The sequence below is a fragment of the Porticoccus sp. W117 genome, assembly GCF_030341905.1.
Lineage (GTDB): Bacteria > Pseudomonadota > Gammaproteobacteria > Pseudomonadales > Porticoccaceae > SCSIO-12696.
The window spans coordinates 1-20,140 of sequence record NZ_JATAAF010000026.1 but is presented as its reverse complement, the minus strand read 5'-3'; the positions used below and the strand labels follow the sequence as shown (position 1 = coordinate 20,140).

At 49.6% G+C, this 20,140-nt stretch carries 17 protein-coding genes and 3 tRNA genes; 15 read left to right on the top strand and 5 right to left on the bottom strand.

The annotated features are described in order from the left end of the window. Nucleotides 1-12: 12 nt before the first annotated feature. Nucleotides 13-1,305 (top strand): hypothetical protein, encoded by a 1,293-nt coding sequence (locus QSV34_RS13545; protein ID WP_289155559.1) that lies wholly within the window; start codon nucleotides 13-15, stop codon nucleotides 1,303-1,305. 13 nt (nucleotides 1,306-1,318) lie between these two features. Then, the gene (locus QSV34_RS13540; RefSeq protein ID WP_289155558.1) at nucleotides 1,319-2,467 is read left to right on the top strand and encodes a glycosyltransferase; all 1,149 of its coding nucleotides are present in this window, start codon (nucleotides 1,319-1,321) and stop codon (nucleotides 2,465-2,467) included. Here QSV34_RS13540 and QSV34_RS13535 read toward each other — a convergent pair. Together QSV34_RS13535 and QSV34_RS13530 are read right to left on the bottom strand one after the other, a co-directional pair. Continuing rightward, nucleotides 2,464-3,552, bottom strand: coding sequence for an undecaprenyl/decaprenyl-phosphate alpha-N-acetylglucosaminyl 1-phosphate transferase (locus QSV34_RS13535; RefSeq protein ID WP_289155556.1), 1,089 nt, complete (start codon nucleotides 3,550-3,552; stop codon nucleotides 2,464-2,466). The genes QSV34_RS13540 and QSV34_RS13535 overlap by 4 nt on opposite strands. A 221-nt stretch (nucleotides 3,553-3,773) precedes the next feature. Then, nucleotides 3,774-3,849: transfer RNA gene (locus QSV34_RS13530), tRNA-Asn, on the bottom strand. A 193-nt stretch (nucleotides 3,850-4,042) separates the two neighbouring features. Between QSV34_RS13530 and uvrB the strand changes: the two genes are divergently transcribed. After that, the gene (uvrB, locus tag QSV34_RS13525) at nucleotides 4,043-6,058 is read left to right on the top strand and encodes an excinuclease ABC subunit UvrB (protein WP_289155554.1); all 2,016 of its coding nucleotides are present in this window, start codon (nucleotides 4,043-4,045) and stop codon (nucleotides 6,056-6,058) included. Nucleotides 6,059-6,138: 80 nt separating this feature from the next. Then, complete coding sequence (locus tag QSV34_RS13520) at nucleotides 6,139-7,206, top strand: Wzz/FepE/Etk N-terminal domain-containing protein (protein ID WP_289155552.1); 1,068 nt, start codon at nucleotides 6,139-6,141, stop codon at nucleotides 7,204-7,206. Between the two features lie 168 nt (nucleotides 7,207-7,374). On the opposite strand, the gene QSV34_RS13515 is transcribed toward QSV34_RS13520, so the two are convergent. Continuing rightward, nucleotides 7,375-7,451, bottom strand: a tRNA-Val gene (locus QSV34_RS13515). A gap of 225 nt (nucleotides 7,452-7,676) precedes the next feature. Here QSV34_RS13515 and thrS point away from each other — a divergent pair. The 10 genes from thrS to QSV34_RS13465 all read left to right on the top strand — a co-directional run bounded on the left by thrS (nucleotide 7,677) and on the right by QSV34_RS13465 (nucleotide 17,303). Then, nucleotides 7,677-9,614 carry a threonine--tRNA ligase gene (gene thrS / locus QSV34_RS13510; RefSeq protein ID WP_289155550.1) on the top strand — a complete coding sequence of 646 codons (1,938 nt, stop codon included), beginning with the start codon at nucleotides 7,677-7,679 and terminating at the stop codon, nucleotides 9,612-9,614. Between the two features lie 23 nt (nucleotides 9,615-9,637). After that, nucleotides 9,638-10,180, top strand: coding sequence for a translation initiation factor IF-3 (gene infC, locus QSV34_RS13505; RefSeq protein WP_289155594.1), 543 nt, complete (start codon nucleotides 9,638-9,640; stop codon nucleotides 10,178-10,180). A gap of 176 nt (nucleotides 10,181-10,356) precedes the next feature. Continuing rightward, entirely contained in the window at nucleotides 10,357-10,548 is a 192-nt protein-coding gene (gene rpmI / locus QSV34_RS13500) for a 50S ribosomal protein L35 (protein ID WP_289155548.1), read from the top strand. 34 nt (nucleotides 10,549-10,582) lie between these two features. Beyond that, nucleotides 10,583-10,939, top strand: coding sequence for a 50S ribosomal protein L20 (gene rplT, locus QSV34_RS13495; RefSeq protein ID WP_289155546.1), 357 nt, complete (start codon nucleotides 10,583-10,585; stop codon nucleotides 10,937-10,939). Between the two features lie 179 nt (nucleotides 10,940-11,118). After that, on the top strand, nucleotides 11,119-12,132 hold the full coding sequence (gene pheS, locus QSV34_RS13490) for a phenylalanine--tRNA ligase subunit alpha (protein WP_289155544.1): 1,014 nt from the start codon (nucleotides 11,119-11,121) through the stop codon (nucleotides 12,130-12,132). A gap of 169 nt (nucleotides 12,133-12,301) precedes the next feature. Then, nucleotides 12,302-14,695 (top strand): phenylalanine--tRNA ligase subunit beta, encoded by a 2,394-nt coding sequence (pheT, locus tag QSV34_RS13485; protein WP_289155542.1) that lies wholly within the window; start codon nucleotides 12,302-12,304, stop codon nucleotides 14,693-14,695. A gap of 27 nt (nucleotides 14,696-14,722) precedes the next feature. Further along, on the top strand, nucleotides 14,723-15,034 hold the full coding sequence (ihfA, locus tag QSV34_RS13480) for an integration host factor subunit alpha (RefSeq protein ID WP_289155540.1): 312 nt from the start codon (nucleotides 14,723-14,725) through the stop codon (nucleotides 15,032-15,034). Further along, nucleotides 15,015-15,371: a MerR family transcriptional regulator gene (locus QSV34_RS13475; protein WP_289155539.1), complete on the top strand. Its 357-nt coding sequence runs from the start codon at nucleotides 15,015-15,017 to the stop codon at nucleotides 15,369-15,371. Before ihfA ends, QSV34_RS13475 begins: the two co-directional genes overlap by 20 nt. Nucleotides 15,372-15,697: 326 nt before the next feature. Continuing rightward, a complete protein-coding gene (locus QSV34_RS13470) occupies nucleotides 15,698-17,116 on the top strand; it encodes an undecaprenyl-phosphate glucose phosphotransferase (RefSeq protein ID WP_289155537.1) in 1,419 nt (472 codons plus the stop codon). 110 nt (nucleotides 17,117-17,226) lie between these two features. Continuing rightward, a tRNA-Arg gene (locus QSV34_RS13465) sits at nucleotides 17,227-17,303 on the top strand. A 19-nt stretch (nucleotides 17,304-17,322) separates the two neighbouring features. On the opposite strand, the gene QSV34_RS13460 is transcribed toward QSV34_RS13465, so the two are convergent. Then, nucleotides 17,323-18,489, bottom strand: coding sequence for a tyrosine-type recombinase/integrase (locus QSV34_RS13460; protein WP_289155536.1), 1,167 nt, complete (start codon nucleotides 18,487-18,489; stop codon nucleotides 17,323-17,325). A 1,136-nt stretch (nucleotides 18,490-19,625) separates the two neighbouring features. On the opposite strand from QSV34_RS13460, the gene QSV34_RS15215 reads away from it, so the two are divergent. Continuing rightward, entirely contained in the window at nucleotides 19,626-19,910 is a 285-nt protein-coding gene (locus tag QSV34_RS15215; protein WP_353738397.1) for a phage integrase N-terminal domain-containing protein, read from the top strand. A 152-nt stretch (nucleotides 19,911-20,062) separates the two neighbouring features. On the opposite strand, the gene QSV34_RS15210 is transcribed toward QSV34_RS15215, so the two are convergent. After that, nucleotides 20,063-20,140 (bottom strand): integrase core domain-containing protein (locus tag QSV34_RS15210; protein ID WP_353738374.1); only part of this gene is annotated, 78 nt, incomplete at its 5' end.

Here is a 20,140-nt window from a genome sequence, read left to right as displayed (position 1 = left end):
GGGAATTTTTTGGTGAAGAGTCAACAGGATATGTTGGTGTTTCGGTTGGCGATGCCTTCGCCGATAGTGACGTTGTTGTGTGGGATTTTAATCTTTGTACTAATCTATCTTTTTTCGCCAATAACAACAGACTACTCCTTCCGTTGGGAAGGGGTGGGCTATGTTGTTCTCTCCTGTTTGTTGCTCATTGTAGGGTTAGCTATTGGCGCTCGATTTGTATTTAAGCGAGTTCAACTTTTAGCTGTATCAAGAAGAAAGACGCTAAAAATATGGCGCTGTAGTCTTGTTGTAGCTGGAGTTGGGGCGCTCTTGCGGATATATGATAGAGCTATCGTTCGTGGAGCATCGTTAAGTGGGGACTTTTTTGCAGCGAGAGAGTCGCTGGCAGAGGCAGGGGTTGGATTGGCTTCAATAGCTTCCGCAGTGACTGTGCCATTTTGCTATGTTGTCATATTTATGTCATTTATTGTTTGGCGAACCGGCATGAGGAGCTTTTCTCGCCTTCTTTGGTTGATTCCAATTGCGTTGTTTCCTGCTCTGGATGCGGTTTGGATCGGTTCCAGATCTTCAGTCCTCGTTCTGGCCAGCTTTATCTTGGTCTGTTTGTTGGTTTTTGAAGTTTTTCGTACGCATAAGTGGGTTCTTCCTGCGTTCGTAATGTTTATGGTTGCAGCTATATGGGGGAGTGGCTTGCTGTTCATATCGCGAACTGAGCAAATGGGATTGGATCCAATAGTTAGTGCATATATGTCGGGGTACGCTGAGTTTGCGACGATAAGTGATGGTGCTGTCGCAATCTTGGAGAGAGGCGATCTCTCAGGTATGGATTCCTTGTTGTTTGGGGTTATAAACTTTTCCCAATATTACACGCATGGTTTTTTTGAATTTTTATATTTGTATGAAAATCATAAATCATGGCATTCCATGGGAGCTTATAGTTTTAATGTTTACCTCAAATTTGTTAGTTATATGATTCCACTAGGAGATTATTCCTCAGTTGTGGAAGATGCCCAGGTTCGACAAGGGGTGTTTAACACAATTCTTGGTCCAGTTTTTATTGACTTTGGTGTTTTGGGCTATTTTTTTGTTCTTTTTTTAGGGGGGCTTATTGGCCTCGTTTCGAGGAAAGCTATGAAAGGAAGTGTGTCGGTGTATCCGATGCTAATATATTTTTTAATATGCCTTTTCTTTGCCCCTGTCGTAAGCTTGTTAGTATTTGCTCAGGGGCTTTACACGATTACATCATTTATATTTTTTGCCTTCTTGTGCAAGGTATTAGGATATAGAGCAGAGGTTTTTCGATAGTTCTGAGATTTTTATGAAAATATTGCAGTTGGCTAAATTTTACCCTCCAGAGTTTGGTGGAATTGAACAGGTAACATCCGATTTGGCGGTAGGTATCACTCGATGTGGTCATTCCGGAGATGTTTTATGCTTTACTAAAAAACCAGAATCTCGCAAGGAAGAACTCCCAGAAGGTCTAGTCTTTAGGCAGTTTTCTAGGATAGTTCTATCTTCTACGCCACTTTCATTTTCTTATATAAGAAAGTGGGCCTTACTGCGAAAGAGCTATGAGCTTATTCACTTACACGCGCCTAACCCAATTGCATCTTTAGCCGTATTTCTGTTTCCTTTGGTTCGTAAACAAAAGCTCGTAGTTCATTGGCATAGCGATGTTGTTAAGCAGAGGCTTCTGCTGAATCTTTTTAAGCCTCTTCAGAATTTTATGTTGAGGCGGGCTGATGTAATCATAGTAACCTCTGAAGTTTATATGGAAGGTTCGCAAGATTTACAGCCTTTTCAAGAGAAATGCCAAGTAGTTCCCATAGGGATTGAAGACCGGATAGATGATGTAGAGTTTACGGCAGCAAGGCTACTTCCAAAGAATGCGAGAAATAAAAAGATTGTTCTTGGTGTTGGCCGATTAGTTTATTATAAAGGCTTTGAGTACTTAATACGCTCTGCCTCTGGATATCCAGAGGATACTATTGCAGTCATAGCTGGCGTAGGCGAGAAAGAGGCAGAGTTGAAAAATTTAGTGGTCGACTTGGGGCTTAGTGATAAGGTCTTTATTCTTGGCCGAGTTGAGTATTCAGATCTTTTGTCTTTGTACAGGCATTCATATATATTCTGTATGAGCTCAGTAGAACGCTCTGAGGCATTTGGAATAGTTCAACTTGAGAGTATGATGTTTGGTAAACCCGTAATATCTACTGAAATCCCTGGAAGCGGAGTACCTTGGGTTAATCAACATGGTAATTCAGGTATAGTAGTTCCACCAAAGAGTGCAGAGGCTATTTGTGCTGCTGTTATCAGGCTTCATGATAATGAAAATCTTTATTCGGCTATGTCGAATGGTGCGAGGAAAAGGTTCGAGGAATTCTTTCTTGTAGAAAAAATGGTCAAAGAAATCGTGCAAATTTACCAGGGTCTTATGATTCCTGGAAAGGCAGCTTCCAAAACTTAATAAGATAGTATCTTACGCCTTCTGGCTTTACCTATGATAAGTAATAGATACTTAACTTTTTTTGATGCTTTGTAAGCATGCCTCAGTATGTAAAGGTGTATGAAAAAGACTAAGCCGAATACTCCTGTGCTAATATACTGAGGCACGTTTGAGAGGCTGATGCCAATAATTGCGCATAAGCAACTATAAATGATTATTGTAATAAGAGACTGCCTCGAGCTAAGTCCACCTTTGATAAGAATGTGATGTAAATGTGTCTTATCTGCATTGAGTGGTGACTGTTTTTTTAGCACTCTCCGGATCATTGTGCTAACCATATCGATTAAAGGTACAGCGATTAGCCAAAGCGCAGTTATGGGTTTTATCTGAGTATTGCCTTTTTGTGTGAAATAAATCATCAAGCCTGCGATAACAAATCCTAAGAACATGCTTCCGGCATCACCCATAAAGATTTTTTTACTGGATTTTCTAGAACACTTTAGATTAAAAATTAAAAATACTGAAATGGATACAGCAAAAAAGCAAAGAAGATTAATTTCACTTTCAGAGGCGCGTGGATACACGGTAATCAGTAAGCCAAGAATTGCTATTAAGGACATTGAGCCTGCTAAACCATCAATGCCGTCAGTCATATTATAAGCATTTGTGATGCCTGCAACCGCCAGTACAGTTACTGGTATGGCGAGCAAGCCTAACTGAATTGATCCAATGCCAATAATATCACCTACAGATTGCAAGCTAAGCCCGGCACCTGTTGCCAAACCCAAGCTAGCTAGAATTTGTATCATAAGGCGAAATTTAGCTGATATATCGAATTTGTCATCAATCAGGCCAGTTACAGTTATCAAACCACCTAGCGCAAGTAAACCCATTAGCTGTCTATTCAGCTCGCAAAAAATAGTACAGCCAAGAATGACTGATATGTAGATACCTAGGCCGCCAACTAGAGGTATATTTCCTGCATGATCTTTTCGTCCATGGGGAATGTCGAGTAGCTTTACTTTATGAGCCACCGGCACCAGAAGAGCTGTTGAAATAAATGAAGTAACGCAGAGAAAAGCAATGGGTATCCAATGTGCAGACATAACTAATATTCTCAATATTCCCTATCGACTGGGCACGGGCACTAATTGTATCTAGTGAATGTTAACTTTTTATGTACTCGTAATCTAGATAGGGATATCCAATTTATTCGCCTTGAACAACGTCTCGCATCTCAATTGGGATGACATTTTATCTACAAAAAAGGCCAGCAATGTGCTGACCTTCTCGTTTTTGGTTTTATAGCCTAATTACACTATCTGTTTGGCTCCGCCTGCTGGGCTCGAACCAGCGACCCAATGATTAACAGTCATTTGCTCTACCAACTGAGCTAAGGCGGAACGGATCAGCTTGCGCTGAGGTCGCGTATATTAGGCATCTGTCTCTGGTGCGTCAAGTCCTTATGCTGAAAATTTCATTTCTTTCTAACTATCTGATTTTATTTGATAAATGGCTCGATTCTGATCTTTGGTGGGGTATTTCGGTGCCATTGCCAGTATAGTAGCGAGTTTTCATCCAGCGCTTGGTGGCTTTGTGAGCGACAAAACCTTCTCTATAGACAGCAACTACTCCCCGGCCGGGGATCAACCCACGGCTATCCAGGGCTTGGTTGCGGGTATCGAGTCTGGATTGGCTTCACAAACCTTGCTAGGGGTTACCGGTTCCGGCAAGACTTTTACAGTCGCTAATGTTATTCAGGAAATTCAGCGGCCCACCATTGTTCTTGCTCACAACAAGACGCTGGCTGCCCAGCTCTACGGGGAATTCAAAGAGTTTTTCCCCAATAATGCGGTGGAATATTTCGTTTCCTACTACGACTACTACCAGCCGGAAGCCTACGTACCGTCTTCCGATACCTTTATCGAGAAGGACGCTTCCGTAAACCAGCATATCGAGCAGATGCGTCTGTCTGCTACCAAGGCTCTGCTAGAGCGTCGCGATGTGGTGGTGGTGGCTACTGTTTCTTCTATATACGGTCTGGGAGATCCAAAGTCTTATCATCAGATGGTAATTCACCTGGTGCGTGGCGAGCGCATTGATCAGCGTACATTGCTACGCCGCCTCGCAGAGCTGCAATATAGTCGCAACGACATGGACTTTCGCCGGGCTGTCTACCGTGTGCGCGGTGATGTGATTGATGTTCATCCGGCAGATTCTGAATTTGAAGCTTTGCGGATAGAGTTGCTCGACGATGAGGTAGAGCGATTGTCAGTATTTGATCCGCTGACAGGAGAGATTCTGCGTCAGGTGCCCCGTTTCACCATCTACCCCAAAACCCACTATGTCACCCCCCGCGAAACCATTCTGGAGGCGGTGGAGCATATTAAACAAGAGTTGGTTGAGCGTCTGGAGCAGCTGCGTTCGAGTAGTAAACTGGTGGAGGCGCAACGCTTGCAGGAGCGTACCCGCTATGACCTGGAAATGATGCAGGAGCTGGGTTACTGCACAGGCATTGAGAATTACTCCCGCTACCTGTCTGGTGGGGAGCCTGGTGAACCACCTCCCTGCTTGTTCGACTACTTGCCTGAAAACGCCCTGATGGTTATTGATGAATCTCACGTCACTATTCCCCAGCTGGGCGCTATGTATAAGGGTGATCGCTCTCGCAAAGAGACCTTGGTGGAGTTCGGCTTCCGCTTGCCTTCAGCTCTGGATAACCGCCCGCTGCGATTTGATGAGTGGCAGCATTTAGCTCCACAAGCCATTTTTGTATCGGCGACCCCCGGCAAATATGAGGCAGAGCACGCTGGCCAGGTAGTGGAGCAAGTGGTGCGTCCCACCGGGTTGGTGGATCCGGAACTGGAGGTGCGTCCAGCAGGTAGTCAGGTGGACGATGTGCTGTCTGAAATTACTGCAAGGGTGGCTGCTGATGAACGGGTGCTGATTACCGTGCTCACCAAACGTATGGCAGAGGATTTGACCGAATACCTGGCAGATCACAGTGTGCGGGTACGCTATTTGCACTCGGATATCGATACCGTGGAACGGGTGGAGATTATTCGTGACTTGCGCAGCGGTGAATTTGATGTGCTGGTGGGCATTAATCTGTTGCGGGAAGGGCTGGATATGCCGGAAGTCTCCCTGGTCGCCATCTTTGATGCGGACAAGGAAGGTTTTCTGCGTTCGGAACAGTCGTTGGTGCAAACTATTGGACGGGCTGCACGTCACGTTAACGGTAAGGCCATTCTTTATGCGGATCGGGTTACCGGCTCCATGCAGCGTGCTATGGATGAAACCGAGCGCCGTCGCAGCAAGCAAATTGCCCACAACGAACAACATAGCATTACACCCAAAGGGGTGAAAAAGGCAGTTGCCGATATTCTGGAAGGGGCGGTAATGCCGGGAATGCCTGGTAGGAGCAGGCTAAGAAAAGTTGCCGAGCCCCGAGCAGAGTACGGAGCAGGGGATGCCATTGCCGATCCAAAACAGGCTGCCTCACGTATTGCCGAGCTGGAAGAACAGATGTATCAATGTGCAAAGAATCTGGAGTTTGAAGAGGCTGCGAAGATTCGTGATCGGATTGAGAGGCTTAGGCAGCTGGGCGGCTAACGGTATAGGTCTGAACTAATACCTATGGTCAGGGTGAAGTGCTATGATGCGCGCCTTGTAACAACTCACGGAGATGGACGTTGAATTCCAATCAATACCCTGCTCAGGAGCAGGCTCAATATAGTGACGAAATTGATCTGGTGGCGCTGTGCGCCAAAATTTGGGCGGGCAAGTGGAAGATTATTGCTGCCTCTATAGCTTGCTTGGCCCTCGCTATTGTTTATTTGGTTGTAACGCCAAAATCCTATTTGCTGGAAACGGTGATTGCTCCACCGATTGCATCAGACTTGGAGCCGATTCAGCCCCCCGAAGCTAATGGGCGCTATACCCTGTCAAAAATTACCGCTGGTAATGCTTTCGAACTGGTAAAGGGATATTTGCAATCCGAGAATCGCAGGCAAGCATTTTGGGTCAATTATCATAATTTGCCCTCTGAAGAAATTAGCAGTGAGAGCCTTGAGAGTTTTCTTGTATTCAATGATGGCCTAACAATCAAGCCGGGAAAAAAGGAAGATGTAACCGTTGCTGTATCGTTGATGAGTAAGGCTCCTGACGAGGAAATTCAGCTGATTTCAAGTTTTCTTAAAGCTATTAACTCACAGGTTGTTAATGAGTTACTCAGTCGTATGAACCAGGTTCTTGCAATCCAGAAAAGCAAGCTATTGGAGGATATTGAGCGGGCAAAAGAAAAATACCGGGTGCAGTTGCAAGACGATATTATCAAGCTGGAGGAAGCATTGACCATTGCCCGCCAGATGAGCATTGAGGACACACCCTACAAGCAATTGGCCAATATTGAAGTCAGTGTGGTTAATAACCGTTTTTTGCTGGGCACCAAGACCTTGTCTTCGCAATTAGAGGCATTAAAACAACGTCAGGGCAAAGATGCGTTTGTGCCTGGGCTGCGTGCTTTGCAGGATCAAATGGATCTAGTAGAAGCGGATTTGGCGCGCTTGAAGAAGCACCGCAGTGATGCCAATACCTTTCAGGTCTTAAAGCCTTTGTCACGACCTTTGAAAGAAGAAAGCCCGAAGAAAGCATTGGTGTTGGTACTGTCTTTAGTTCTTGGTGGTTTTCTTGGACTAGTGTGGATAATGATATCTGGGTTGAGTCAGGCTATTCGGGAGAGAGGGTTTGAGGCCGCTTAACTTGGTGCAGGCGGGGATCGGATTGGCTCAGGCCATCCATGGCCTTCGGGCTGCGCCCGCTTTCGGCGCCTAAATTTGCTTTCCTGCAAATTTATCGAACGGGGCCGAACCTCACACATCTACCATACAAAAACACCCCTATGCCTACGGCATAGGGGTGTTTTTGTATGGTAGACGCGATCGGATTCGAACCAACGACCCCCACCATGTCAAGGTGGTGCTCTAACCAACTGAGCTACGCGTCTAGTGCTCTTGAAGAGGGCGCGTAATGTAACAGTGGCGGTTTTCATAGGCAAGTATTTCTGTATACTTACGCCCCTCAGTGAAACCCCTAAGATTTGTCATTCTGAGCGCAGCGAAGAATCTCTTTCTGCGTTCAACGTGCGAGATCCTTCGCTGTGCTCAGGATGACGTTAAATGCAAAACCCAAGTGACCCCGCGTATGGGCCACCACTGGAAAGGACAATTCAATGCCTGTAATTACCCTTCCTGACGGCAGTCAGCGTTCCTTCGACAACCCGGTTTCCATCTACAGCGTCGCCGCCGATATCGGCCCCGGTTTGGCAAAAGCCACCCTGGGTGGTCGTGTCAACGGCGAGCGAATGGACGCCCATGATCTGATCAGTGAAAACGCCGAGCTAACCATTTTCACCAGTAAAGACGAAGACGGTCTGGAGATTATCCGCCACTCCTGTGCTCACCTGCTGGGCCATGCGGTTAAGCAGCTTTGGCCGGAGGCGAAAATGGCCATTGGCCCTACCATCGACAACGGCTTCTACTACGATATCGACTTGGATCACCGCCTTACCGACGAAGATGTGGAGAAGCTACAAGCCCGTATGCTGGAGCTGGCCAAAACCAACTACGATGTGGTTAAGAAAAAGGTCAGCTGGCAGGAGGCGAGGGATACCTTTGAGGCTCGCGGTGAGCCTTACAAAATAGAAATTCTCGACCGGGATATTGGCAAAGACGACCAGCCGGGCCTCTACCACCACGAAGAGTACGTGGATATGTGTCGCGGCCCCCACGTGCCGAATATGAAATTCTGTCACCACTTCAAACTGATGCGGGTGTCCGGGGCTTACTGGCGTGGGGATTCCAGCAACAAGCAGTTGCAGCGTATTTACGGCACCGCTTGGGCGGATAAGAAACAGCTTAAAAAGCACCTGAATTTCCTGCAAGAGGCGGAAAAACGCGACCACCGCAAAATCGCCAAAAAGCTCGATCTGTTGCACTTGCAGGAAGAGGCGCCGGGGCAGATTTTCTGGCACCCCCGCGGCTGGGCGATTTACAAAACCATCGAACAGTACATGCGCGACAAACAAAATCGTCGCGGCTATAAAGAGATTAAAACCCCGCAGCTGGTGGATTTCAGCCTGTGGGAGCGCTCTGGCCACGCCTCCAAGTTTGGCGACGATATGTTTGCCCTGCAATCCGACGACAAGCAGTTTGCCATCAAGCCCATGAACTGCCCTTGCCATGTGCAGGTGTTCAACCAGGGCTTGCGCAGTCACAAAGATTTGCCGTTAAGGTTGGCGGAGTTCGGTTCCTGCCACCGCAACGAGCCATCCGGTTCTTTGCACGGCATTATGCGGGTGCGCGGCTTTGTGCAGGACGACGGCCATATCTTCTGTACCGAAGCCCAGATTCAAAGCGAAGTGGTGGCCTTTACCGAGTTCCTTCACGAGGTATACGCAGACTTCGGCTTTAGCGACATTATCTACCGCCTCTCCACTCGTCCGGGAAAGCGGGTGGGTACTGACGAGGATTGGGATAAAGCAGAGAAGGCTTTGGGCGATGCTCTCGACAGCCAGGGCCTTGAGTGGCAGGAACTGCCGGGCGAGGGGGCTTTCTACGGCCCCAAAATCGAATTCTCCCTCAAAGATTGCCTGGGCAGGGTGTGGCAATTGGGTACCATTCAGGTGGATTTCTCCATGCCCGGTCGCCTTGACGCCCAATATGTTGCCGAAGACGACAGCCGCCAGGTGCCGGTGATGTTGCACCGCGCCATCCTCGGTTCCTTCGAGCGTTTTGTGGGTATTTTGATCGAGCATTACGAGGGCGCATTCCCTACCTGGCTGGCGCCGGAGCAGGCGGTGGTGATGAATATTACCGACAGCCAGGCCGAATACGTCGAAAAAGTGACCGATTCCCTGCAAAATCAGGGTTTTAGGGTCATTAATGACTTGAGAAACGAAAAAATCGGCTTTAAAATCCGCGAGCACACAATTCAGCGCATCCCTTATCTGCTCGTTGTGGGGGATAAGGAAGTGGAAAATCAGACCGTGGCCGTCCGTACCCGTAGCGGGGAAGACCTTGGCAGCATCAGCATCGATGACTTTGCCAAACATCTTCAAGAGGACATACAACGCCGCGGTCGCTCTCGTTCTGACAGCGCCGCTGAATGACTTAAACGCATTGGAGAAACAGCATTAAGAAAGATTACAAGAAAGGGCAGAAGCGGGCCCGTTTAAACGATGACATCACCGGCTTGAGCGAAGTGCGCCTGGTGGGTGCCGAAGGTGAGCAAGTCGGTGTGGTGTCATTTGAAGAGGCCCTTGAAACTGCCCAGGCGGCCAAGTTGGATCTGGTGGAGATTGCCCCGGATGCCAAGCCGCCGGTCTGTAAGGTGATGGACTACGGCAAGCACCTGTTTGAGCTGAAGAAGCAGCAAGCTGCCCAGCGCAAAAAGCAGAAGCAGACACAAGTGAAAGAAATGAAATTTCGCCCAGGGACGGACGAGGGTGACTACCAGATCAAACTGCGCAATCTGGTACGTTTCCTTGAGCACGGGGACAAGGCCAAGGTAACCCTGCGTTACCGTGGCCGTGAGATGGCCCACCAGGAAATCGGGATGGAGATGCTCAAGCGCATCGAAAAAGATCTCGAAGAACTGGGGCAAGTTGAGCAATTTCCAAAAATGGAAGGCCGCCAACTGACCATGGTTATCGCCCCACTCAGTAAAAAGAAGTAACTGAGCGTTCAAAAGTAGTAACACGCAGTAACGTGGAAAAGTGAACCGGAACGTACTCTTTATAAAAGACACTAATCCGGCTGTATCGCCCTCAGCCTGTTGGCTGGCTGACCGAACAGACTTTTTCTTTATCTAACCTTGGTATTCAGCGAATACCACATTGTGGAGTACAGACAATGCCAAAAGCCAAAGCACACAGCGGAGCCGCCAAGCGTTTCAAGAAAAGCGCTTCCGGCTACAAGCACAAGCACGCTAACAAAAGCCACATCCTCACCAAAATGAGCACCAAGCGTAAGCGCCAGCTGCGCGGCACCGATCAAATGAACGCTGCCGACAAGCCGCTGGTAGATCGTATGCTGCGGGTTTAACCGCGCTCATTAACGTAAGTAAGAGGATAGAAAAATGGCTCGAGTTAAGCGCGGTGTAACCGCACGCAGAAAGCACAAAAAAATTCTGAAGCAAGCCAAGGGTTACTACGGTGCTCGCAGTCGCGTATTGCGCGTTGCCAAGCAGGCCGTAACCAAAGCTGGCCAATACGCCTACCGCGACCGTCGCGTTAAAAAGCGTACCTTCCGCCAGCTGTGGATTACCCGTATCAACGCCCAGGCTCGCAACGAAGGCATCACCTACAGCCAGTTCATTTCCGGCATGAAAAAAGCCGGCATTGCCCTGGACCGTCGCGTACTGGCCGACCTGGCCGTGCACGACAAAGTGGGTTTTGCGGCAGTCGTTGAAAAAGCGAAAGCCGCCCTTGCCTGATAACTGCTGAGGCCACTTTTTAAGAGAGGCCTTATCAGTACAAGCAATATCGAATAGGGAAAGGGCTTGCGCTCTTTCCCTATTTTTATGTCTTAACGAGAGATGTGAGACGAGAGATGAGAGACGTGTTCGCCGTCTCTCATCTCTCGTCTCCCGTCTCGCGAACACAGAGATAATAAGTGGAAAATCTCGAAGTATTGGCACAACAAGCCAAAGCCGCCGTAAACGCCGCCGCTAATGCCTCTGCCCTGGATGCCATCCGGGTGGAATACCTGGGCAAAAAAGGCCAGCTGACTGGCCTGCTGAAAGGCCTCGGCAAGCTATCTCCGGAAGAGCGCCCCAAAGCCGGTGCCCAGATCAACGTGGTCAAGCAGGAAGTGCAGGAGCTGATTAACGCTCGCAAGGCCAACTTTGAAAAGGCTGCCATCGATGCCAAGCTCGCCAGTGAAACTGTGGATGTAACCCTACCAGGGCGCGCCTCGGAAGTGGGCGGCCTGCACCCGGTTACCCGCACTATGGAGCGCATTGAAGCCTTCTTTACCAAGGTGGGCTACGACATCGCCGAAGGCCCGGAAATCGAAGACGATTACCACAACTTCGAAGCGCTTAATATTCCTTCGCATCACCCAGCGCGGGCTATGCACGATACCTTTTATATCAACGAACATACGGTGTTGCGCACCCACACTTCGCCGGTGCAAGTTCGCACTATGGAGGGCAAAGAGCCACCTATTCGCGTGGTGTGCCCCGGCCGCGTGTATCGCTGCGACTCCGACCTGACCCATACCCCCATGTTCCACCAGGTGGAAGGGTTGGTGGTGGACAAAAATATCAGCATGGCGGATCTCAAAGGCACAGTGGATCAGTTCCTCAAGGCATTCTTCGAAGCCGACCTGCCAGTGCGCTTCCGCCCGTCTTACTTTCCCTTTACCGAACCTTCCGCGGAAGTGGATATCCAGTGCACTAACTGCAGTGGCAAAGGCTGTCGGGTGTGCAGCCACACCGGTTGGCTGGAGGTGATGGGTTGCGGCATGGTGCACCCCAACGTATTCAAACACTGCGACATTGATTCAGACAAATACAGTGGTTTTGCCTTTGGTATGGGGGTAGAGCGATTGGCAATGTTACGCTATGGAGTCAATGACTTACGGCTGTTTTTTGAGAATGATTTGAATTTTCTTAAACAATTTTAAGAGAGATGTGAGGCGGGAGATGAGAGACCTAAATCCTCCCGTCCCGCTTGTTCGGCATACTAAAAAGACGAATATATTGAGGCTGGATTTTGAGGGATTGGTGGCACTGGTGTGATTCTACATCTCCCGCCTCTCATCTCCCGTCTCCCAAAACCGAAGGTTTTAAGCAATGAAATTCAGCGAATCCTGGCTGCGCGAGTGGGCCAATCCGCAAATCACCACCGAAGAACTAATGGCCCAGATCACTATGGCGGGTCTGGAAGTGGATGGTGTGGAATCCGCTGCCGCTGAATTTAGCGGCGTTGTTGTGGGCGAAATTGTTGCCATTGAGCAACATCCAGATGCAGACAAGCTGCGCGTTTGTCAGGTGGCGGGCAATGGTGATGACACCGTGCAAGTTGTGTGCGGTGCTCCCAATGCCCGGAAAGGTTTGAAAACAGCCTTTGCCACTGTGGGTGCCAAACTACCCGGTGACTTCAAGATCAAGAAGGCCAAATTGCGCGGCGTCGAGTCCTTCGGCATGTTGTGCTCGGAAGATGAGCTGGGCGTCAGTGAGGTCGCGGATGGCATTTGGGAGTTGCCATCGGATGCCCCAGTGGGTACGGACGTGCGTGAATACCTCGATCTCAATGATCAGTTGATAGAAGTGGATCTGACCCCGAACCGCGGTGACTGTTTGAGCGTTCGCGGTGTGGCCCGTGAAGTGGGTGCCCTCAATCAGGTGGATGTGTCTGAGGTGACCATTGAGCCAGTTGCACCGCAAATCGACGATACCGTTTCGGTTGAATTGATCGCAGACGATGGCTGCCCCAATTACGTGGGCCGGGTTATCCGCAACGTAGACACCAGCCAGCCCACGCCCCAGTGGATGCAAGAGAAACTGCGCCGCAGTGGTCTGCGTTCCATCGACCCAGTGGTGGATATCACCAACTACGTATTGTTGGAACTGGGCCAGCCCATGCATGCTTTCGACTGCAATAAAATCAACGGTGGCATTCAGGTGCGTATGGCGGACGAGGGTGAACCTTTGAAGCTGCTGGATGGCTCAGAAGTGAAACTGCGCGCCGATACCCTGGTTATTGCGGATCACAGCAAGGCGGTCGCCATGGCCGGCATTATGGGTGGCGACGACACGGCAGTAGCGGAAGGCAGCACGGATATCTTCCTGGAATGCGCCTACTTTAATCCTCTTACCATCGCTGGCAAGGCCCGCAGCTACGGTATGCACACTGATGCTTCCCACCGCTACGAGCGTGGCGTTGACCCTCTGCTGCAGGAACTGGCCGTAGAGCGCGCCACTCAATTGCTGCTGGACATTGCCGGTGGTCAGCCAGGGCCGCTGGAGCGCACCTGCTCTGCAGAGAAAATGCCCAAGCCTGCCACCGTTACCCTGCGCAAAGCTCGTTTGCAACAACAGCTGGGGCTAACTCTGGACGATCAAGCGGTCGAAGAAATGTTGACCCGTCTGGGCCTTGTGTTGGAATCTAGCGATAACAACGGCTGGACATTTACCGCCCCCAGCTGGCGTTTCGATATTGCCATTGAAGCCGATCTGATCGAAGAAATTGCACGGCTTTACGGTTACAACCGCCTGCCTACCACCACCCTGGAAGCGCCGTTGCCGATCCTGCCCAAGCAGGAAGCTCAGGTGGGCACCGCAGCTCTGCGTCAACAGCTGATCAGCCGTGGCTATCGGGAGGCGATCACCTACAGCTTCGTGGATCCGGAACAGCAAAAACTGGTGGAGCCGGATGCCGCTACTATTGAACTGGCTAACCCCATCTCCGCCGATATGGGCGTAATGCGCACCGGGCTTTGGGTGGGATTGCTCAATACTCTCAAGCACAACCTCAACCGCCAGCAAAATCGTGTGCGCCTGTTTGAAACTGGGCTGCGCTTTGTGCCGGAAAAAGACAACGATCTGGATGGTCTGCAGCAGCAATCGGTAATTGCCGGGCTGATCTCCGGCCCTCGTCTGGAAGAGGGGTGGCTCCATGAAAAGAATTCGGTGGATTTTTACGACCTGAAAGGGGATGTGGAATCGCTGCTCAACCTTTGCGGCGAAGGCGGCCAATTCCAGTTTGCCAAGGGTGAACACAGTGCGTTGCACCCTGGTCAATGTGCCCAGATTATTCGCAATGATCGCGCTATTGGCCTGCTGGGTAAATTGCACCCCTCCGTGCAAAAGTCGTTGGGCTTAAGCCAGGATGCGTTCTTGTTCGAAATTGCCCTTGATGGTGTTCGCGATGCCCGTTTGCCGAGCTTTCAGGAGCTCAGTAAATTTCCGGAAGTTCGCCGCGACATTGCTTTGCTGGTGGATCGCGATGTGGCCGTTGGTGAATTGGCGCTCGCCGTCCGTCAGGCCGCAGGCAGCACACTCATTGACTTAAAGATATTTGACGTATATCACGGCAAAGGCATTGATAATAATAGAAAAAGTATAGCGCTAGGGTTGATCTTTCGGGATTTATCCCGCACTCTTAACGAACAAGAAGTCGCTCAATCCGTAGATAATGTAGTAGGGGCGCTGGAGCAAAAATACAGTGCAACCTTGCGTGGTTGAGGCGACCTAGAAAAACAGGGTAGAACTATGTCGGCACTGACTAAAGCTGATCTCGCGGAAATGCTGTTCGACGAACTTGGCCTCAACAAGCGTGAGGCCAAAGAGCTGGTCGAACTGTTTTTTGAAGAGATTCGCGCCTCCCTGGAAAATAACGAACAGGTGAAACTCTCCGGCTTTGGCAACTTCGACCTGCGGGACAAAAGCACCCGCCCCGGCCGCAACCCCAAAACCGGCGAAGAGATACCCATCTCGGCCCGTCGGGTAGTGACCTTCAAGCCCGGACAAAAACTAAAAACAAAAGTAGAAAGCCGAATAGACGATGCTGGAAGCGAGCAATAATAACGAACTGCCGGTTATTCCGGGCAAGCGCTACTTCACCATTGGTGAAGTCAGTGAGCTGTGCGATGTCAAACCCCATGTACTGCGCTATTGGGAGCAAGAATTTCCCAACCTCAGCCCGGTAAAGCGACGCGGCAATCGCCGCTACTACCAGCGCCAGGACGTACTGCTGATCCGCCAAATCCGCTCACTGTTGTACGAGCAGGGCTACACCATCGGTGGCGCCCGCCAGCGTTTGGGCGGCGGTGATGCAAAGGAAGAGGCCACTCAGGTAAAACAGTTGGTGAACCAGACAATTACGGAGCTGGAAGACATCCTGGGTGTGCTGAAGAGCTGATGTCGGCAAATTTCTGAATTTTATAGGCCGCCTGAGAGGCGGCCTTTTTCGTTCTTGTGGCACGGCGAGAGCAATGCTTGGTGGTGCGGCGCTTCAATAATCTCAGCTCGTTTATCAATCAGTTCGACCGCTGAAGCCATACACTAGGGCGGTTCTGTGACATCTGTCATTATTTTGATAAAACTGTTTGGCGCAAATGCAGCCAACTTGGCGTTTATTGGTGCAGAACAGGTTGGCTGAAGCAGGGAAGGTGAGCGGAGAATACCGACGCCATCGTTGAGTAAGCGCCACTACTGGCGCCCGTGTCGAGACAACTGGCAAGAATAATGAAGCAAGATTGGGTTCGTTTTTACCAGAGCGGCTTTTCAGTGTTCTATCGCTTGATCGATAGTGCGCTGATTTTTGGGCTCTGGTTGTTGTGCTGCTGGTTGTTTATGCATGAGATTAACCAGGGTTGCTTTATTGCCGGCCTGTTGGCAACTGGCTTCTTTACCTATATCGCAGAATCCATGCAGCTCTATCGCTCTTGGCGATCAGGAAGCTTTAGCCAGATGATGCTATTAACGGCTTCTACTTGGTTTCTGGTGTGCGTGTTGCTCTTGGGTATCGCCTTTGTTGTTAAGGTTACCGAAGATTTTTCACGTCTGGCGGTGGGTTATTGGTTTACTTTCACCTTATTGGTGCTTTGTGGCTGGCGTTATGTGCTACGTGTGGTTTTGCGGTACTGCCGGACGCATGATTTCAATACCCGTACAGCGGCTATTCTGGGTGTGACTGAGTCAGGACTCAGGTTGGCGGCTGATCAGGCGAAAAACCCCCACTATGGCATTCGGGTGATTGGTTTTTACGATGACCGAGTAGAGCGGCGCGAAGAATTCAGCAACGATTACCTGCTGGCAAGTGGTGAGCTTCCGCAGTTTGGCAGTTCTGCGGATTTGGTGGATCGCGCAAAGCGGGGTGAAATAGACATCGTTTATATCGCCATGCCGATGAAGGCTCAGGAGCGCATATCTTCGGTGTTGAAGGCGCTGTCTGATACTACCGCTACGGTGCACTTGGTGCCGGACTTCTTCGTCTACAACCTGTTGCACTCCCGTTGGCACCAGGTGGGCGACACCATGTTGTTGAGTGTTCACGACACACCCATCGAAGGCTTTGGTGGCTGGATGAAGCGGATGGAAGATTTGCTAATTTCCTCGTTGATATTGTTGCTGATCTCGCCCTTATTGTTGCTGATTGCGGCAGCCATCAAATTGACTTCTCGTGGACCTGTTCTGTTCAAGCAAACCCGCTATGGGCTGGCAGGAGAGGCGATTAATGTGTGGAAGTTCCGTTCGATGACGGTTCAGGAGAACGGTGGCAAAGTGACCCAGGCGACCCGTCACGACACCAGGATTACCCCCTTCGGGCGCTTTCTGCGGCGTACTTCACTGGATGAGTTGCCACAGTTTATCAATGTACTGCAGGGGCATATGTCGATAGTTGGCCCGCGCCCTCACGCGGTTGCTCACAATGAAGCCTATCGCTCGGTAATTGATGGCTATATGTTGCGCCATAAGGTGAAGCCCGGCATTACTGGTTGGGCACAAATCAATGGCTGGCGAGGGGAGACAGATACTGTCGATAAGATGGTGAAGCGAATAGAGTTTGATTTGCAATATATTCGCAACTGGAGTTTGTGGTTGGATATGAAGATCATTGCCCAAACGGTTGTGAAGGGGTTTGTAAACAAAAACGCCTACTAATTGTGTGGGTACAAAAGCCGTTAAATCGCTTTGCCTGGCAGGGGCAAATTTTTCCACATCAGCTCTTGACTGACCCAAGTCTCGCCCCTATAGTACGCGGCCTTAAACACGCACTCGTAGCTCAGCTGGATAGAGTACTCGGCTACGAACCGAGCGGTCGAAGGTTCGAATCCTTCCGAGTGCGCCATATACAAAGGGTTAGCAGGTTAACAACTGCTAACCCTTTTGCTTTTTTCCGACACTTTTCCGACACCCCCAATTTTCGTGCCATTTGCAACCAATGATAAAACTGGCATCTGAGCGATGTCTCGGCATGATATTTTCTCTACCGCGACCACCAACTCATGCAACTCGGCTGCAGAATAATGGGTCGTTATGTCGCCATTTGCATGACCTAACAGGGCCTTGCGTGTCTCTAAAGGGACTCCTGCGGCTCTCAGGCGGCGTCCAAACGTGTGCCTAAGGTTGTGTATACCCTTAAGTACGTTTTTCCCTGTAGGTAGGCCTGCCTTGACCCACCCTCGCCGCCAGGCGCTGGCTCTGAGCTTCTGAACCGGTTTTTCTCGAAAAGTAAAGACAAACTCGGGGTGGATGCCTCTACGAGAGTCTATGACACTCTGGGCAATTCGGTTCAATACAACAACTCGCTCAGTGCTGGTTTTGGTCAACGATTCAGGCAAGACAAAGACTGATCTACCCAATTCGAGCACCTTAACCTCCCACTGCCAGCGCAATTGGCAGATTTCCTGCTCACGACACCCCGTATTCACCGCATATAGAGACGCATCGGCCAAATGCCTGGGGAATAGCTTAAAGAGCCTATCTTGCTCCTCCCAAGACAAGGGGTAAGCCTTTTTCTGCTTGCCCTTGGTCGATAATCGAGAGATCAGCGGGGGTGCCTGCCGTAGCCAAGGGCTCCCATTTTCGTGCCGCCATACTCTTGCTGCACGATTGAGAACAGCTGAAACAACGCCAAGAACAAGATTTATTGATGCAGGAGCTTGTCCACGTCCTTGTTCATGGTCAACGAACGGCTTGAGCGTTCCATCGTGAATCATCTCTAACGCCAGGTGACCGATAAATGGGCTCAACTGATCAATATAGAGGGCGATGGTGCCAGCCCAAGGTTTATGGGCAACGTCCTCAAGGTAGCGAAAAGCAGCCTCCTTGAAGATATAAACCGCTTCTTCTCGTCTCATGGTTTCCTGTTGAAGGGTTGCCAGGAGTTGAATCAGGTATTCTTCCGCCTCAATTCGGCTAGTCTTTCCCGTGCATTTACGGATCCAGCCGCCTTCAGCGTATTTACATCGTTTTTCAATATGCCAGATATTGCCTTTGAGGCGTAATCCGGGCATTTGGTTGAGGTTTGACATATACCGTCCTCCACTTGTAGTGGTTTGGGACGGCGCCCGTTGCACCTCTTATATTGCTCCCACCACTGGTCAAGTTCAAGCCTGTCGTAGCCAATCCCCTGAACCCCTATTCGGGTTTCTGTCACATGTGGCCGTACTTGCTTGTTGAAAGTGTGTCGACACATGCCCAAGTAGCTTGGAGCGTCTCTCGCTCTGAGAACTCTGGGAAGAAAGGAGGGCTTTTCGATAGCTAAGGTTTTTGCTTTCACTAAAGCAGGGTATTCAGGGTGGGCAGGCAGGTCTAAATTTTGCCATCGCAATCACTAAAAAGATTGTTCACCTAAAAGTATGAATTTCCGCTTACATGTTCACTGGCATGAACTTGTGGAAGTTGCTAAAACCCTAATAAATTACGCCCCTCGTCACTCCTTTCTCATGGAGTGACGAGGGGCGCAACTTGTTGCAGCATCTAGCTCTCAGCAATATTTTTGGAGTGATGGAAGGATTATGAGGGTATTTCTTCCGATATTTTGCATAATGAAGTCTACAAAGTGGGCTACGCACTTATCAGTAGCAAATCGGCTCGAAAGGGCTTTTTTGTGGACTCTTGCAACAGCAATGACGAAGCACTCATTTCGACAAAATAAGGAGGTCTATTTGGCATAAACCCTGTCTAAAACGTGAAAACCAATCAGGACTGTAGCCTTTCAGGTGTTTAGTTCTGTGGGTACATACCTATTTCAGGTTTGTCGGGAGTGGTGTCCCGAGGCGTTCGCAATCAGCAACATCGATTGCTCTCCAATGACTGCGGTTATTGGACAGCCAGTAACACTTACCAAAATCCCTAACACCTCACCGTTATTGCTGAAAATTTGACCGTTACTAACAGACGGCCCACCGTTACTGAGAAATGAATGACCGTTAGTAACGGACGATGATCTTCAGTAACGGTCAAACAAACCTGACCGGATCGATTAGACCTAACCCCTTATAAATACTGGCCTGGCGGTGAGCCACGACCGTTAGTAACGGTCAGTTTACAAATCCCCAAACAGCGCCTAAAAAATTTTGGTCACCAGTGATTGCAATTCTGCTGTGACTGCTCATTAATTGACCAATCATTGTCTCCAACACAAAACACGTGGAGACAATAATTCGTGAAAGACCTTAACCATCAGTTAAAGGTACTGTGCGCTCGCAACAGAGACGGCAGCCATTCGACACAACACACACGGGAAAAACTCTTAACCTCTATTGCAAAAGAATTGGCCTCGTTAGGCTTTCGGAGGATGAGCGCAAAGTCATTAAAGCCTAAACATGTCGAAGCCTTGGTTGCTCGACTTCATGAACAAGGTCTGACGCCGGGTAGCCACGCAATGGCGTTGTCGAAGCCCCTCCATTCCCAAACGCCGGCTTGTGCGGATCAGATATCCTGGGAATGAATCTGGTAATAAGTCTTCATAGTCTTTGAGATCGTAAGTGAAATTGTCTTCTGACATTCTTTTCAGGGTAAGCGCCCTGGAGAAAATATCATGCTGTGCTTTCTGACCTTTCCCCAGCTTTAGTACCACAGCTTCGATGAGACTTGCCCAATCTATGCCGCCTGATTTGCAAAAGCAACGGGCGGCAGATAATTCAATGAACTATGTGGCCGAACGTGATTGTAGTGTTG